This window comes from Delftia sp. WSY_22 (genome assembly GCF_043104185.1).
GTDB classification, from domain to species: domain Bacteria; phylum Pseudomonadota; class Gammaproteobacteria; order Burkholderiales; family Burkholderiaceae_C; genus Comamonas; species Comamonas tsuruhatensis.
In genome coordinates this window covers 38716-53828 of record NZ_JBICKN010000029.1, presented here as the reverse complement: position 1 = coordinate 53828, position 15113 = coordinate 38716, and the positions used below count along the sequence as shown (strand labels likewise).

11 protein-coding genes are annotated in these 15113 nt (G+C 66.9%); 8 read left to right on the top strand and 3 right to left on the bottom strand.

The window, feature by feature from the left end; all coding sequences use genetic code 11:
- Nucleotides 1–6: 6 nt before the first annotated feature.
- From dnaE to sbcB, 5 genes are all read left to right on the top strand, one after another.
- A complete protein-coding gene (dnaE, locus tag ACF8NF_RS15915; protein WP_047218165.1) occupies nucleotides 7–3540 on the top strand; it encodes a DNA polymerase III subunit alpha in 3534 nt (1177 codons plus the stop codon).
- 133 nt (nucleotides 3541–3673) lie between these two features.
- Complete coding sequence (gene clpS / locus ACF8NF_RS15910; RefSeq protein WP_016454840.1) at nucleotides 3674–4051, top strand: ATP-dependent Clp protease adapter ClpS; 378 nt, start codon at nucleotides 3674–3676, stop codon at nucleotides 4049–4051.
- A gap of 63 nt (nucleotides 4052–4114) precedes the next feature.
- Complete coding sequence (gene clpA / locus ACF8NF_RS15905) at nucleotides 4115–6451, top strand: ATP-dependent Clp protease ATP-binding subunit ClpA (protein ID WP_074923373.1); 2337 nt, start codon at nucleotides 4115–4117, stop codon at nucleotides 6449–6451.
- An 83-nt stretch (nucleotides 6452–6534) separates the two neighbouring features.
- Complete coding sequence (gene cls, locus ACF8NF_RS15900) at nucleotides 6535–7989, top strand: cardiolipin synthase (protein ID WP_016446867.1); 1455 nt, start codon at nucleotides 6535–6537, stop codon at nucleotides 7987–7989.
- A 37-nt stretch (nucleotides 7990–8026) separates the two neighbouring features.
- On the top strand, nucleotides 8027–9466 hold the full coding sequence (gene sbcB / locus ACF8NF_RS15895) for an exodeoxyribonuclease I (protein WP_017404791.1): 1440 nt from the start codon (nucleotides 8027–8029) through the stop codon (nucleotides 9464–9466).
- Between the two features lie 133 nt (nucleotides 9467–9599).
- On the opposite strand, the gene ACF8NF_RS15890 is transcribed toward sbcB, so the two are convergent.
- Nucleotides 9600–10829 (bottom strand): nucleoside recognition domain-containing protein, encoded by a 1230-nt coding sequence (locus ACF8NF_RS15890; RefSeq protein WP_017404792.1) that lies wholly within the window; start codon nucleotides 10827–10829, stop codon nucleotides 9600–9602.
- Between the two features lie 148 nt (nucleotides 10830–10977).
- Between ACF8NF_RS15890 and ACF8NF_RS15885 the strand changes: the two genes are divergently transcribed.
- Nucleotides 10978–11373, top strand: coding sequence for a VOC family protein (locus tag ACF8NF_RS15885; protein ID WP_016454836.1), 396 nt, complete (start codon nucleotides 10978–10980; stop codon nucleotides 11371–11373).
- A 19-nt stretch (nucleotides 11374–11392) separates the two neighbouring features.
- On the opposite strand, the gene tam is transcribed toward ACF8NF_RS15885, so the two are convergent.
- On the bottom strand, nucleotides 11393–12166 hold the full coding sequence (tam, locus tag ACF8NF_RS15880; RefSeq protein ID WP_193584890.1) for a trans-aconitate 2-methyltransferase: 774 nt from the start codon (nucleotides 12164–12166) through the stop codon (nucleotides 11393–11395).
- A gap of 107 nt (nucleotides 12167–12273) precedes the next feature.
- On the opposite strand from tam, the gene ACF8NF_RS15875 reads away from it, so the two are divergent.
- Nucleotides 12274–13182 carry a LysR family transcriptional regulator gene (locus ACF8NF_RS15875; protein WP_193584788.1) on the top strand — a complete coding sequence of 303 codons (909 nt, stop codon included), beginning with the start codon at nucleotides 12274–12276 and terminating at the stop codon, nucleotides 13180–13182.
- Between the two features lie 9 nt (nucleotides 13183–13191).
- On the opposite strand, the gene ACF8NF_RS15870 is transcribed toward ACF8NF_RS15875, so the two are convergent.
- Complete coding sequence (locus tag ACF8NF_RS15870) at nucleotides 13192–14109, bottom strand: LysR family transcriptional regulator (RefSeq protein ID WP_016446874.1); 918 nt, start codon at nucleotides 14107–14109, stop codon at nucleotides 13192–13194.
- 75 nt (nucleotides 14110–14184) lie between these two features.
- On the opposite strand from ACF8NF_RS15870, the gene ACF8NF_RS15865 reads away from it, so the two are divergent.
- Nucleotides 14185–15054, top strand: a complete 870-nt coding sequence (locus ACF8NF_RS15865; protein WP_016446875.1) for a CoA ester lyase — start codon at nucleotides 14185–14187, stop codon at nucleotides 15052–15054.
- Nucleotides 15055–15113 lie beyond the last annotated feature (59 nt).

The window sequence follows — 15113 nt, the reverse complement described above, 5'->3', positions numbered from 1 at the left end:
GCCCATATGTTTGTCCATTTGCGCCTGCACACCGAATTTTCCGTCGTGGACGGAACCAACCGCATCAACGCCATCGTCAAGGCCGCCGCCGAGGATGGGCAGGTCGCACTGGCCGTCACAGACTTCAACAACCTGTTTGGCGGCGTCAAGTTCTATCGCGAAGGCCGGGCCAAGGGCGTCAAGCCCGTGCTGGGCGCGGAAATCCAGATCGAGGGCGAAAACGGCGCCGCGATCTCGCGCATCATCGTGCTGGTGCAAAGCCCGCTGGGCTACCACAACCTGTCCGAGCTGCTGGCCCGGGGCTGGACCCGCAATGTGGTCAAGGGCCAGGCCGTGCACACATGGGCCTGGCTGCAGGAGCTGGGCGAAGGCCTGATCGTGCTGGCCGGCGCCCAGGCCGGCCCGGTGGGCCAGGCACTGATGCGCGGTGACGAGGCCGGCGCAGCAGCCGTCGCCCAGCGGCTGGCGAGCATGTTCCCGCACCGCTTCTTCATCGAGCTGCAGCGCGCAGGCCGGCCTGACGACGAAGCCCATGTGCTGGCCGCCGTGCAACTGGCCGATCGCCTGAACCTGCCCGTGGTCGCCACGCACCCCATACAGTTCTTCGGCCCCGACGACTACGAAGCGCACGAGGCGCGCGTGTGCATCGCCGAGGGCGAGATCCTGGCCAACCCCAAGCGTGTGCGCCGCTTCACGCGCGACCAGCATTTCAAGACCGTCGCGCAGATGCAGGCGCTGTTCGCCGACATTCCCAGCGCCATCGCCAACACCGTGGAAATCGCGCGTCGCTGCAGCCTGACGCTGGTGCTGGGCAAGCCGCAGCTGCCCAACTTCCCCGTGCCCGAAGGCATGACCATGGACGAGTTCTTCCGCCAGGAGTCCTTTGCGGGACTGGAGGAACGCCTGATCCATCTCTATCCCGACCCCGCCAAGCGCGAGGCCCAGCGCGAGCGCTATGTCGAGCGACTGGAGTTCGAGATCGGCACCATCCTCAAGATGGGCTTTCCGGGCTACTTCCTCATCGTGGGCGACTTCATCAAGTGGGCCAAGCTCAACGGCTGTCCCGTGGGTCCGGGCCGCGGATCGGGCGCCGGCTCGCTGGTGGCCTACGTGCTCAAGATCACGGACCTGGACCCGCTGGAATACAACCTGCTGTTCGAGCGTTTCCTCAACCCCGAGCGTGTGTCCATGCCCGACTTCGACGTGGACTTCTGCCAGGCCAACCGCGACCGCGTCATCGACTACGTGAAGCAGCTGTACGGCCGCGACGCCGTCAGCCAGATCGCCACCTTCGGCACCATGGCCGCGCGCGCGGCCATCCGCGACGTGGGCCGCGTGCTGGACATGAGCTACACCTTCTGCGACGGCATCTCCAAGCTCATTCCCAACAAGCCTGGCCTGCACGTCACGCTCAAGTACCCGCCCAATCCGAAGAAGGAGGGCGACAAGTACACCTACGCCATCGAGGCCGAGCCCATGCTGGCCGAGCGCATCGACAAAGAAGAAGACGTCAAGACACTGATTGAAATGGCCCAGAAGCTCGAAGGCATGACACGCAACATCGGCATGCACGCGGGCGGCGTGGTGATTGCCCCGGGCAAGCTGGCCGATTTCTGCCCGCTGTACCAGCAGCCGGGCAGCGACTCGGCCGTGGCCATGTACGACAAGGACGATGTGGAGGCCGTGGGCCTGGTGAAGTTCGACTTTCTGGGCCTGGCCACGCTGACCATCCTGGAGATTGCGCGCGAGTTCATCATCAAGCGCCACAAGGGCCAGGAGAACTTCGCATTCGAGAACATCCCGCTGGACGATGCGCGCACCTACCAGCTGTTTTCCGAGGGCAAGACCGAGGCCGTGTTCCAGTTTGAATCGCGCGGCATGCAGGGCATGCTGCGCGACGCCAAGCCCAGCCGGCTGGAAGACCTGATCGCCCTGAACGCCCTGTACCGCCCGGGACCCATGGACCTGATTCCCAGCTTCGTGGCGCGCAAGCACGGCAAGGAAGTGGTGGAGTATCCGCATCCGCTGGTCGAAAAGGTGCTGGCCGAAACCTACGGGATCATGGTCTACCAGGAGCAGGTGATGCAGACGGCCCAGGTGCTGGGCGGCTACTCGCTGGGCGGCGCCGACCTCTTGCGCCGTGCCATGGGCAAGAAGAAGGTCGAGGAAATGGTCATGCACCGCGGGATCTTCCGCGAGGGCGCGGCCAAGCAGGGCATCAGCGAGGAAAAGGCCGACGAGGTCTTCGACCTGATGGAGAAGTTCGCGGGCTACGGCTTCAACAAGTCGCACGCCGCCGCCTACTCGCTGCTGGCCTATCACACGGCCTGGCTGAAGGTGCACTACACGGCCGAGTTCTACTGCGGGAACATGACCGTGGAAATGGACAACACCGACAAGCTCAAGGTGCTGTACGAAGACGCGCTCAAGATGGGCATCAGCTTCGAGCCGCCGGATGTCAACCGCGGCATGTACCGCTTCGAGCCCGTCACCGACAAGGTCATACGCTATGGCCTGGGTGCCATCAAGGGCACGGGCCAGCAGGCCATCGAGGCCATCATCGCGGCCCGTGAAGGCCGCGGTGTGGGCCCGCGCGGCGCTGACAAGGGGCCGTTCAAGAGCCTGGCCGACTTCTGCGTGCGCGTGGACCGCACGCGCCTGAACAAGCGCACGCTGGAAGCCCTGATCAAGGGCGGTGCCTTCGATGCCATCGAACTGAACCGCGCGGCCCTGGTGGCCTCCATCGACCATGCCTTCGAGTTCGCCAACAAGACGCTGGCCAATGCCAACCAGGGCGGGCTGTTCGACATGATGGGCGAGGACGCCGTGGGCTCCAGCACCCAGGAGCCGCCCCTGGCCGATGCGTTGCCCTGGGGCGTGAAGGAGAGGCTGACCCAGGAAAAGACCGCCGTGGGCTTTTACCTGTCGGGCCATCTGTTCGACGAGGTCGAAAAGGAGGTGCGCCGCTTCGTGCGCACGCCGCTGGCCGAGCTGCGCGACAGCCGCGAGCCCCAGACCCTGGCCGGCATCATCAGCGACTTCCGCGCCATCAACGGCCAGCGCGGGCGGCTGGGCCTGTTCAAGATCGATGACGGCTCGGGCGTGATCGAGGCCTCGGTGGACGAGAACACGCTCAATACCTATCGCGATCTGCTCAAGGACGACGAATTCGTCGTCATCACCGGGCGCCTGCAGCTGGACCACTTCAGCGGTGGCCTGCGCATGAAGGCACAGCAGCTGTTCAACCTGGCCGATGCGCGCTGCCGCTTCGCGCGCTACCTGCAGGTCAGCGTGGGCGAGAAGATGCCCGACGTGGTTGGCCTGCTGCGCCAGTTTCCCGCCGTGGTGGAGCAGGGCGAGCATGGCGAGCTGCAGCGCGGCATGAAAGTGCGCCTGGGACTGGTCTGCGAGGACGAGCGCGGCTCGGCCAGCTGCGAGCTGGCCCTGGGCGACGGCAGCCGCTTCTATCCCAGCGACGCGGCCCTGGCCGCCTGGTATGCCCAGGCGGGCAGCGCCCAGGTCAAGGTGGTCTACGAATGACGCGCAAGGTGGCGCAGCGCCCGGTGGCGGCAAGCAGGCACTGCTTTGGTGCGTGCTGGCCAGCCCGGGCAGGCGCCGCGCTTGAATTCTTCAGGCACGCCTCGCATATCCCTTCCGGAAAACAGTGGCTCCGATGGCTAGAATGATTTTCATGGCAACCCAACCCCCTTCGACCCCTCCTGCCATTCCCACAGTGCGGCCCGTGTCCGATGACGACGGCGCCGTGGTGCTGGAGCGGCGGCGCCAGCGCGTGCAGCCGCCGCAGATGTACCAGGTCGTGATGCTCAATGATGACTTCACGCCCATGGAATTCGTCATCATCGTCCTGCAGGAACTCTTCGGCAAGGACCGCGAAACGGCCACCCAGATCATGCTCAAGATCCATCTCGACGGCCGCGGCGTCTGCGGCGTGTACTCGCGCGATGTGGCGGCCACCAAGGTCGAGCAGGTGCTGCAGGCCGCCCAGAAAGCGGGCCATCCGTTGCAGGCCATGTTCGAGCCTGTTGAATAAACCCGGGCCGCCCTGATTTATGGTTGCAGTCAATAATCCCCAGCAAGCGAAAAGGAGTCATCAATGATCGCCCAGGAACTGGAAGTCAGCTTGCACATGGCCTTTGTCGAAGCACGCCAGCAGCGCCACGAGTTCATCACCGTGGAACACCTGCTGCTGGCCCTGCTGGACAACCCCAGTGCAGCGGAAGTGCTGCGCGCCTGCTCAGCCAACATCGATGACCTGCGCTCGGCCCTGTCCAACTTCATCAAGGACAACACGCCCCAGGTCGCGGGCACCGACGAAGTGGACACGCAGCCCACGCTGGGTTTCCAGCGTGTGATTCAGCGCGCCATCATGCATGTGCAATCGACCGGCAACGGCAAGAAGGAAGTCACGGGCGCCAACGTGCTCGTGGCCATCTTCGGTGAAAAGGACTCGCATGCCGTCTACTACCTGCACCAGCAGGGCGTGACGCGCCTGGACGTGGTCAATTTCATCGCCCACGGCATCAAGAAGGGCGAGCCGCCCGAGCCTGCGAAGGCGGAGAACCCTGCGGAATCCGAAGAGGGCGCCGGTGGCGAACGCAACGAAAAGGCCTCGCCCCTGGAGCAGTTCACGCTGAACCTCAACCAGGCGGCCAAGGACGGCAAGATCGATCCGCTGATCGGGCGCGACTACGAGGTCGAGCGCACCATCCAGATCCTGTGCCGCCGCCGCAAGAACAACCCGCTGCTGGTCGGCGAGGCCGGCGTGGGCAAGACCGCGATCGCCGAGGGCCTGGCCTGGCGCATCACCGAAGGCAAGGTGCCCGAGGTGCTGACCGAGGCCGTGGTCTATTCGCTGGACATGGGCGCGCTGCTGGCAGGCACCAAGTACCGTGGCGATTTCGAGCAGCGCCTCAAGGGCGTGCTCAAGTCGCTGAAGGACAAGCCCAACGCCATCCTGTTCATCGACGAAATCCACACGCTGATCGGCGCGGGCGCCGCTTCGGGCGGCACGCTGGACGCGTCCAACCTGCTCAAGCCGGCGCTGTCCAGCGGCCAGCTCAAGTGCATCGGCGCCACCACGTTCACCGAGTACCGCGGCATCTTCGAGAAGGACGCGGCCCTGTCGCGGCGCTTCCAGAAGGTGGATGTGGTCGAGCCCACGGTGGCCGAGACCGTTGACATCCTCAAGGGCCTGAAGTCGCGCTTCGAGGAGCACCACAGCGTGCAGTACGCCGCCGCCGCCCTGCAGGCTGCGGCCGAGCTGTCGGCCAAGTACATCAATGACCGCCACCTGCCCGACAAGGCCATCGACGTGATCGACGAGGCCGGCGCCGCGCAGCGCATCATTCCGGTGGAGCAGCGCAAGCAGACCATCGACAAGGCCGAGATCGAGGCCATCGTGGCCAAGATCGCGCGCATTCCGCCTGCCAACGTGTCCAACGACGACCGCAGCAAGCTGCAGACGCTGGAGCGCGACCTCAAGAGCGTGGTCTTCGGCCAGGACAAGGCGCTGGAAGCGCTGGCCTCCTCGGTCAAGATGGCGCGCTCGGGCCTGGGCAAGCCGGACAAGCCGATCGGCTCCTTCCTGTTCTCGGGCCCCACCGGCGTGGGCAAGACGGAAGCGGCCAAGCAGCTGGCCTACATCCTCGGAGTGGACCTGATCCGCTTCGACATGTCGGAGTACATGGAGCGCCATGCCGTCAGCCGCCTGATCGGCGCGCCTCCGGGCTATGTGGGCTTTGACCAGGGCGGCCTGCTGACCGAGGCCGTGACCAAGAAGCCGCATTCGGTGCTGCTGCTCGACGAAATCGAGAAGGCGCATCCGGACATCTTCAACGTGCTGCTGCAGGTCATGGACCACGGCACGCTGACGGACAACAACGGGCGCAAGGCCGACTTCCGCAACGTGATCCTCATCATGACCACGAACGCGGGTGCAGAGACCATCAACAAGGCCTCGATCGGCTTCACCAACCCGCGCCAAGCCGGCGACGAAATGGGCGACATCAAGCGCCTGTTCACGCCGGAGTTCCGCAACCGTCTGGACGCCATCGTCAGCTTCAAGCCGCTGGACGAGCAGGTCATCCTGCGCGTGGTCGACAAGTTCCTGCTGCAGCTGGAGCAGCAGCTTGCCGAAAAGCGCGTGGAGGTCACCTTCACGGACGCGCTGCGCAAGCACCTGGCCAGGAAGGGCTTCGATCCGCTCATGGGCGCCCGTCCCATGCAGCGCCTGATCCAGGACACCATCCGGCGCTCGCTGGCCGACGAGCTGCTGTTCGGGCAGCTGGTCGACGGTGGCCGCCTGGAAGTGGACTGGGTGGTCGATGCCGACGACGCCGAAAAGGGCGAGGTCAGGCTCGACATCACGCCCCAGCCCAAGCAGGACCCGGCTTCCGAGCCGGCCGAACCCAAAGAGGCCACCGCCGACTGATGTGCATCGCCTGATGCCCATCGCGCAAGCCGACAGCCCCCCGGGCTGCCGGCTTTTTCTTTGATCCGCCCGAAGGAGTCTTTGTGGAGTGGCTTCGTCAGTACCTGACCCATGAGAATGCGCTGCTGCTGCTGTCGGTGACCTGGTCGGTCTATGTGGTGATCGTCGCGGTGTGGATCCTTTTGCAGCGCAGCGCGCCCGTGGCCACGCTGAGCTGGCTGCTGTCCATGGCGGCGATTCCCGTGGGCGGGCTGGCCATCTACTATTTCTTCGGCCCGCAGCGGCTCAAGCGCCAGCGCATCAAGCGGCTGCGCGCGCGCAAGACATCGCGCGTGCGCTCGGGCGTGCAGCGGCTGCGCGAGCGCATGCCCGGCAGTCCCGAGCGCCTGCACCAGGTCGCGCGACTGGTGGCCGCCACCAGCGACTTTCCGGTGAGCACGGCCACCGACCTGCGGCTGCTGGTCGGTGGCGCGGCCACCTTCGACGCCATCATCGACGCGGTGAATGCCGCGCGCCACCACATCCACCTCGAGTACTACATCTTCGAGCCCGACCAGACCGGCACGGCCCTGCGCGACCTGCTGATACAGCGGGCCCGCGCAGGCATACAGGTGCGCCTGCTGGTGGATGCCCTGGGCTCCAAGAAGCTGGGGCGGCGCTTTCTGCAGCCGCTGGAGGATGCGGGCGCCGAGGTCGCGCTGTTCCATGGCACCAAGATCGGCCGGCGGCTGCGCCCGGTCATCAACTTCCGCACCCACCGCAAGATCCTGGTGTGCGACGGCAAGGTGGGCTTCACGGGCGGCGTCAACGTGACCGACGAAGAGAACGCGCGTGTCATGCCCGATGCCTACCACGACGTGCACCTGCGCCTGGAGGGCGCCATCGTCAACTGGCTGCAGACCGTGTTCCTCGAGGACTGGGCCTACGCCCTCGAAAAGGACCCCAAGAGCGAGCCCGCCGACATCGACCTGCTGCTGCCGGACGCGCCCGAGGGCCCGCTGCCCGTGCAGGTCATCACCTCCGGCCCCGACAACGGCCTGCAGGCCATCTACCGCGCCCATCTTGCGGCCATCAACGCGGCCGAGGAGCGTGTCTGGCTGACCACGCCGTACTTCGTTCCCACGGAGGCCGCGCTGGCCGCGCTCACCAATGCCTCGCTGCGCGGCGTGGATGTGCAGCTGCTGGTGCCGCGCCGCTCCGATTCGGCCCTGGTCACGGCGGCCGCGCGCTCCTACTACGACGAACTGATCCGCTGCGGCGTGCGCGTCTACGAATACAAGGCGCGCATGCTGCACTCCAAGACGCTGGTGGTGGACGGCAGCATCTCCATCATCGGCACGGCCAACTTCGACTACCGCAGCTTCTTCCTGAACTACGAAGTCTGCGCCATCGCCTACGGGCCCCAGCTCAATGGCGACCTGGCGCGCCAGTTCGAGCTGGACCTGGAGCAGGCGCAGCGCGTGCATTTCAAGCGCGACCTGGGCTTCGCACTGCGCCTGTTCGACTCCGGCGCGCGCCTTTGCTCACCCTTGCTGTGATGTCCGGACGCACTTTTTTCGCAGGCATACTCGCCCGATGGCCCATACCTTCTTCTGGCACGACTACGAGACCTTCGGCGCCCAGCCGCGCTATGACCGGCCCGCGCAATTCGCGGGCATCCGCACGGATGCGGAACTCAATGAAATCGGCGAGCCCGTCATGTGGTATTGCCAGCCGGCAGGCGACTACCTGCCCGATCCGCAGTCCTGCCTGATCACCGGCATCACGCCCCAGCAATGCCTGGAGCAGGGCATGCCCGAGGCCCAGTTCGCCGCCCGCATCGAGGCGGAACTGGCCCAGGCCGGCACCGTGGGCGTGGGCTACAACACCATCCGTTTTGACGACGAGATCACGCGCTTCATGTTCTGGCGCAACCTCATCGACCCCTATGCGCGCGAATGGCAAAACGGCTGCGGGCGCTGGGACCTGCTCGACGTGGTGCGCATGGTCTATGCGCTGCGCCCCGAAGGCATTGTCTGGCCGAAAAAGGAGGATGGATCTCCAAGCTTCAAGCTCGAGGACCTGGCCCGCGCCAACGGCCTGCTGCACGAGAAGGCGCACGACGCCCTGTCCGACGTGCGTGCCACCATCGGGCTGGCCCGACTGATCCGCAAGGTCCAGCCCAGATTGTTCGACTTCGCCTTCTCGCTGCACAAGAAGGACCGGGTGCTGCAGGAAATGGGCCTACCGGCCGAGCCGGCGCATGCCAGGCCCTTCCTGCACGTCAGCGGCATGATCCGGCCCGAGCGCGGCTGCATCGCCGTCATGTGGCCGCTGGCCACGCACCCCACCAACAAGAACGAGATCATCTGCTGGGATCTGGCGCAGGACCCGTCCGAGCTGGCCTCCATCGACGTGGACACGCTGCGCCTGCGCCTGTTCTCGCGCGCGGCCGACCTGCCCGAAGGCATGCAGCGCCTGCCCATCAAGAGCATCCACGTCAACAAGTCGCCCATGGTGGTCGGCAGCCTCAAGACGCTGAGCCCGGCCATGGCCGCGCAATGGGGCATCGATGTGGAGCAGTGCATGGGCCATGCGGCCATTGCACGGGACCTGCCCGACATGAGCGCGCTGTGGCGTGCCGTTCACCAGCGCCCTGCGCAGGAAGGGCTGGATGCCGACCAGGACCTGTACGGCGGTTTCGTGGGCAATGAGGACCGGCGCCGCCTGAACCACCTGCGCAGCCTGTCCGCGCAGGAGCTGGCGCTGGACCGCACGGGCTTCGACGATGCACGCCTGACCGAGCTGCTGTTCCGCTACCGCGCCCGCAATTTCCCCGCCAGCCTGAACCCGGCCGAGCGCCAGCGCTGGCTGCAGCACTGCGCGGCCTGCCTGATCGAAGGCAAGGGCGGCGCACGCACGGCCGAGCAGATGTTTGCCATGGTCGATCAGCTATCGGAAACTGCCGACGAGCGCGGCGAGGAGATCCTGGGGGCGCTGTATGACTATGCCGAGGCGATCATGCCGGAACTTTAGTTCCCCCTGAGCCGCTGCGCGGCTTCTCCCGAGAGGTGCGACACTCTCGCGGCGGGGCGGCCGGCGTAGGCACTTGCTCGGTCTTCCTCGCCTTGGACCGCGTCGGCTTCAGGCGCAGCGCCCATTTGTGCCCTCAGCCAAAGAACTTGTAGCAGACCACGATGGCCGCCACCACGCCGGCCAGTTCGGCGATGAGGGCGCAGGGCACGGCGTGACGGGCGCGCTGTATGCCTACGGCGCCGAAGTAGACGGCCAGGACGTAGAAAGTGGTTTCGGTGCTGCCCTGGATGGTGGCGGCCACCAGGGCGGCGAAGCTGTCCACGCCCTGGGTCTGCATGGTCTCGATCAGCATGGCGCGCGCCGCGCTGCCCGAGAAGGGTTTGACCAGGGCCGTGGGCAGGGCGTCCACGAAGCGGGCGTCCATGCCCATGGCATCGACCACCCAGCGTATGCCCGACAGCGCATACTCCAGCGCGCCCGATGCGCGGAACACGCCCACGGCGCAGAGCATGGCCACCAGATAGGGCAGCAGGCCCTTGGCCACGTCAAAGCCTTCCTTGGCGCCCTCGATGAAGCTGTCGTAGACCGCGACCTTGCGCCAGGCGCCCAGGGTGACGAACAGCACGATCAGGGCAAACAGCGTCAGGTTGCCCAGCAGCGATGACAGCTGGGCCAGTGCGGCCGCCGACAGCGTGGCCAGAAAGGCCATGAAGCCCGCCAGCGCCAGGCCCAGCGGCAGCAGATAGCCCAGCACCACGGGGCTCCACAGCGGCAGCCTCTGCACGGCGGCCACGGCCAGCAGGCCGACCAGGGTCGAGGCCGAGGTGGCCAGCAAGATCGGCAGAAAGACCAGGGTGGGATCGGGCGCACCCTGCTGCATGCGGTACATGAAGATGGTCACGGGCAGCAAGGTCAGCGACGACGCATTGAGCACCAGGAACAGGATCTGCGCATTGGTGGCGGTGTCGGGCCGGGGATTGAGCTCCTGCAGCGAGCGCATGGCCTTCAGGCCCATGGGCGTGGCCGCGTTGTCCAGTCCCAGCCCGTTGGCCGCGAAGTTCAGCGTGATCAGGCCCAGGGCCGGATGGCCGCGCGGCACCTCGGGCATGAGCCTGGCGAACAACGGGCCCAGCACGCGCGCCAGCCACTCCACCACGCCGGCCTTCTCTGCGATGCGCAGAAAGCCCAGCCACAGCGTCAGCGTGCCGAACAGCAGCACCATGACCTCGACCGACAGCCTGGCCATGGCAAACAGCGCCTGCACCATGGCCGAGAAAATCCCGGCCTGGCCGCCGACCAGCCATTGGGCCAGCGCAGCCACGGCCGCCACCAGAAAAAAGCCCAGCCACAAGGCATTCAGCATGGATTCCCGTCCCTCACGAGGCAATTGCAAGCCGCCATTGTGGGGCCAGCCGCAGGGCTTACGGGCCAGGGCGGCAGGGCATTGACAGGGCTCCGTTATCCTCGCGGCCCCGTGGTCCGAGGACCGCACCATTGCTGCAAAGGATTCCATGCCCCAGGTGATAGGACAGGTGAGCGTCGCCGTGCGCGACTATGACGAGGCGCTGCGCTTTTATGTGGGCGCGCTGGGCTTCGTGCTGATCGAGGACACCGCCCTGTCCGAGGGCAAGCGCTGGGTCACCGTGGCTCCCGGTGGCGGCGGTGTGCGCCTGCTGCTGGCCCGTGCCACGAATGAGGAACAGGCCGCGCGCGTGGGCAACCAGACGGGCGGGCGCGTGTTCCTGTTCCTGCAGACCGACGACTGCCTGCGCGACTTCGAAGCCTACCGCTCGCGCGGCGTGCGCTTTGTGCAGGATCCCCAGCGCAAACCCCACGGCACCGTGGCCGTGTTCGAAGACCTCTACGGCAATCTGTGGGATCTCATCGAGTTGCATCCGGCGCGCTGAGGGCCTAAGGCGCGCTGCTTCAGCGGCTGGCCACGATGAACAGCCTGGGGAAGGGCAGCAGCACCGTGCCATCGTCCAGCGCGGGGTAGGCCTGGGAGATGGCCTGCAGATACGCTGCGTAGAAGCCGGCCTTTTGCTCCTCGTCCAGCGGCGCGACGAAGGGTCGCAGCGCCGAACCCTTGAACCACTCAACCACCGCGGCATGGCCGCCCGCCAGCGGGTGGAAGTAGGTGGTGCGCCAGACATCGACGTTGCTGCAGTGCGGGCGAAGCAGGGCGTAGTAGAAGTCCGCGCTGTGCCGTGCGGGGTGGCGCACATCGCCAATCGTGGCAGCCCAGGGGCCGCTGGCGGCCACTTCGCGTGCCAGCCGGTGGGCCGGTTCTTCCAGGTTGTCCGGCGTCTGCACGGCCAGGCTGCCACCGGGGGCCAAGTGGCTGACGAGGCGCGGGTAAAGCTGCTGGTGATCGGGCAGCCACTGCAGCGAGGCATTGGCCAGGATCACGTCCTGCGGCTGGTCGGGCTGCCAGGTGGCGATGTCGGCCAGGCAGAAGGCCGTGCCCGGCAGCCGCTTGCGTGCGGCATCCAGCATGTCCTCGGAATTGTCCAGTCCCGTCACGGTGGCGCCGGGGAAGCGCTGGGCCAGGACCTCGGTGGAGTTGCCGGGGCCGCAGCCCAGGTCCACGGCCAGCCGCACGGCGCGGCCAGGCAGATCGGGAATGGCGGCCACCAGGTCGCGCACGGGGCGGGTGCGTTCCTGCTCGAACGTTGTGTACTGCTTTGCGGACCAGGTCATCGTGTTGCCTTTCAGGTAGGTGTGTTTGTGGGGCGCGAGCGTAAATCCGTCCATTCATGATTGCAAATGCCACAATCGAAGCCTTCCCATACCTTGAAAGTATTGATGTGCCCGAGCTTCGCCAACTGCGCGCCTTTGTCGCCATCGCCGAGGAAGGCCACATCACGCGTGCGGCCGAGCGCCTGGGCATGCAGCAGCCGCCGCTGACGCGGTTGCTGCAGGGCCTGGAGCACGAATTGGGCGTGGAGCTGGTGCAGCGCCTGCCGCGCGGCGTGCGGCCCACGGCGGCGGGGCTGGCGCTGCTGGAAGAGGCCAGGGCGCTGCTGGCCCGCTCCGATGGGCTGGCCGAAGTGGTGGGCCGTGCCGCCCGCGGCGAGACGGGCCGGCTGGCCGTGGGTTTCACCAGCTCGGCCGCACTGCATCCCTTTGTGCCCGGCGTGCTGCGCATGTTCCGCCAGCAGGTGCCCGGCGTCGCGGTGGCGCTGGAGGAGGCGGGCACGGGCGAGCTCATGGATGCATTGCTGCAAGAGCGGCTGGACGCGGCCTTTGTGCGCTCGCCCCTGCACGGCAGCCAGGGGCTGCAGGCCGTGCCGATTCTGGAGGAGCCCATGCTGCTGGCCCTGCCGGCAGGGCATGCGCTGGCACGCCCATTGCGCCGGCCCGTGCCTTTGCCGCAGCTCGCCTCGGAGGATTTCGTGCTGTACCGGCGCAGGGTGGGGCAGGGCCTGTACGACGCTATTCTCAAGGCCTGCCTGGAGGCCGGTTTCAGCCCGCGCGTGGTGCAGGAGGCGCCGCGCATGACGGCGACGCTGAGCCTGGTCTCGGCAGGGCTGGGGCTGTCCATCGTGCCGGCCTCCATGCAGCGCCTGCGCAGCGACGGCATTGCCTACCGCACGCTGTCGCAATGCCCGGGGCTGGCCGCTCCGCTGCATCTGGCCACGCGCGTGGGCGATGCGTCTGCGGTGCTGCGCAGGTTCCAGGACCTGGTTGCCACGGCGGCCGTGGCGGAGTCCTGAAGGTGCGGCCTATGGTGACCTGGTTGCTGCGCGTGCGGCAGCGCGAGGACCGCCGCGCTGCCTGACCACGGTGCGCGCGCATTCCACCAGCTTGTGGATCAGCGGCAGGCGTGCCGAAGAGCGCAGCCACATCACACCGAAGCGTCGCGACTGCGATTCCTCGGGCAGGGCCAGCCGCACCACGCCCTGGCCATCGGGCAGGTTCAGGGCCGTGTCGGGCACCAGGGAGACGCCCAGGCCCCTGTCCACCATCATGGCAATCGCCACCAGCGAGCTCAGTTCAAAGCGCTCCTGTGGAGCGATCTGCGCGGCGCGCAGGTAGCGCTCCACCATCTGGCCGCCGCCCAGGCTGCGGTCATAGCGGATCAGCGGCTGGGTGCGCAGCAGCGTGTGCGGGTCCAGGTGCGCCAGCTGGCGCGGCACCAGCAGCACCAGCGGCTCCTCGCGCAGCAGTGTCCAGTCGAAGGTCTTGGCCAGGGCGAACGAGGGGTGCAGGCAGACCGCCGCATCCAGCTCGCCCTGCCGCACGGCCTCGTACAGCTCGCGCGTGGTGGCCGACCGCAGGAACACCTTGGCGTCGGGGCACTTCTTCACGAAGCCGGCCAGGATGTCGGGCAGCAGGCTGTGCAGCGCCGTGTTGATGGTGCCTATGACCAGTTCCCCGGCCGTGCCTTCCTGGCTGACATGGGTCTTGGCATTGGCCAGTTCGCGCAGCAACTGCGGCGCGGATTGGGCCAGGCGGTGGCCGGCCGGGGTGGGCAGCACGGTGCGGCCTGCGCGGGCCAGCAGGGGGGCGTCGAACTCGCGCTCGAGGATGCGGATCTGCTGGGCCACGGCGGCGGCCGTGATATCCAGGCGCCGCGCGGCCTCGGCCATGGAGCCGGTCTCCACCACAAGCAGGAAGCTGTGCAGGTAGCTGGTTTCCATAAACAAAGAATTTGTGTGGTTTGAACAAATATTACCTGTGTTTCTCTTGGCTTTCTGCCGCCCACAATGCGGGCCATGAGAAGCAAACTGTTTGTTCCCGCATCGCGTCCCGAGCTGTTCGCCAAGGCCCTGGCCGGCGAGGCCGACGCGCTGTCCTTCGACCTGGAGGACGCGGTGGCCGAAGCGCGCAAGGACGAGGCGCGCAGCCTGCTGCGCAGCTTCCTGCTCAGCCCTGAAAGCCGGGGCCATGGCAAGACGCTCATCGTGCGCGTCAACGCCATGGATACGCCGCATTTCGGCGCCGACATCGCCGAGATGGTGCGCGACGGCGTGCACCTCATCAACCTGCCCAAGCCCGAGACCGTGCAGCAGGTGCGCGAGGCCGCACAGCGCATTGCCGATGCGGCAGATGCCAACGGCGTGCCCCAGGCGCCTGGCCTGCTGCTCAACATCGAAACACCTCGCGCCCTGCGCTGCGCTGCCGAACTGGCCGGCGCCCACGCCAGCGTGGCCGGCCTGCAGATGGGGCTGGGCGACCTGTTCGAGCCCTTTGGCGTGAACCGGCGCGAGCCCGCCGCCATTGCCCAGGTGCTGCTTGCCGTGCGCATGGCCGCTGCCGAGGCAGGCATCTATGCCTATGACGGCGCCTTTGCCGACATCCGCGACAGCGACGGCTTCAGCGCCGAGGCGCGGCTGTCGCGCGGCCTGGGCTTTCTGGGCAAGACGTGCATACACCCCAGCCAGGTCGCGCTGGCCAATGCGGTCTACCAGCCGACCGAGCAGGAGATTTCCCACTCGCTGAAGGTGGTCCAGGCGGCCCGCGAGGCTGACGCCAATGCGCTGGGCGCCTATGTGGTGGACGGAAAGATGGTGGACAAGCCCTTTGTGCTGCGTGCCCAGGCCATCGTGGCTGCGGCGCATGCACAGGGGCTGCTGGTGGCCTGAATAGGGTTCTGGCATTCCGGTGTACCGGCGTCCTGCATGCCGGGCAACACAACGACAAG

What these genes read in the sequence shown, in the direction of transcription:
- ACF8NF_RS15870 (WP_016446874.1), bottom strand. Translation starts at nt 14,109, where the DNA reads ATGGAAACCAGCTACCTGCACAGCTTCCTGCTTGTGGTGGAGACCGGC.
- sbcB (WP_017404791.1), top strand. Translation starts at nt 8,027, where the DNA reads ATGGCCCATACCTTCTTCTGGCACGACTACGAGACCTTCGGCGCCCAG.
- clpA (WP_074923373.1), top strand. Translation starts at nt 4,115, where the DNA reads ATGATCGCCCAGGAACTGGAAGTCAGCTTGCACATGGCCTTTGTCGAA.
- ACF8NF_RS15890 (WP_017404792.1), bottom strand. Translation starts at nt 10,829, where the DNA reads ATGCTGAATGCCTTGTGGCTGGGCTTTTTTCTGGTGGCGGCCGTGGCT.
- clpS (WP_016454840.1), top strand. Translation starts at nt 3,674, where the DNA reads ATGGCTAGAATGATTTTCATGGCAACCCAACCCCCTTCGACCCCTCCT.
- dnaE (WP_047218165.1), top strand. Translation starts at nt 7, where the DNA reads ATGTTTGTCCATTTGCGCCTGCACACCGAATTTTCCGTCGTGGACGGA.
- ACF8NF_RS15885 (WP_016454836.1), top strand. Translation starts at nt 10,978, where the DNA reads ATGCCCCAGGTGATAGGACAGGTGAGCGTCGCCGTGCGCGACTATGAC.
- ACF8NF_RS15865 (WP_016446875.1), top strand. Translation starts at nt 14,185, where the DNA reads ATGAGAAGCAAACTGTTTGTTCCCGCATCGCGTCCCGAGCTGTTCGCC.
- tam (WP_193584890.1), bottom strand. Translation starts at nt 12,166, where the DNA reads ATGACCTGGTCCGCAAAGCAGTACACAACGTTCGAGCAGGAACGCACC.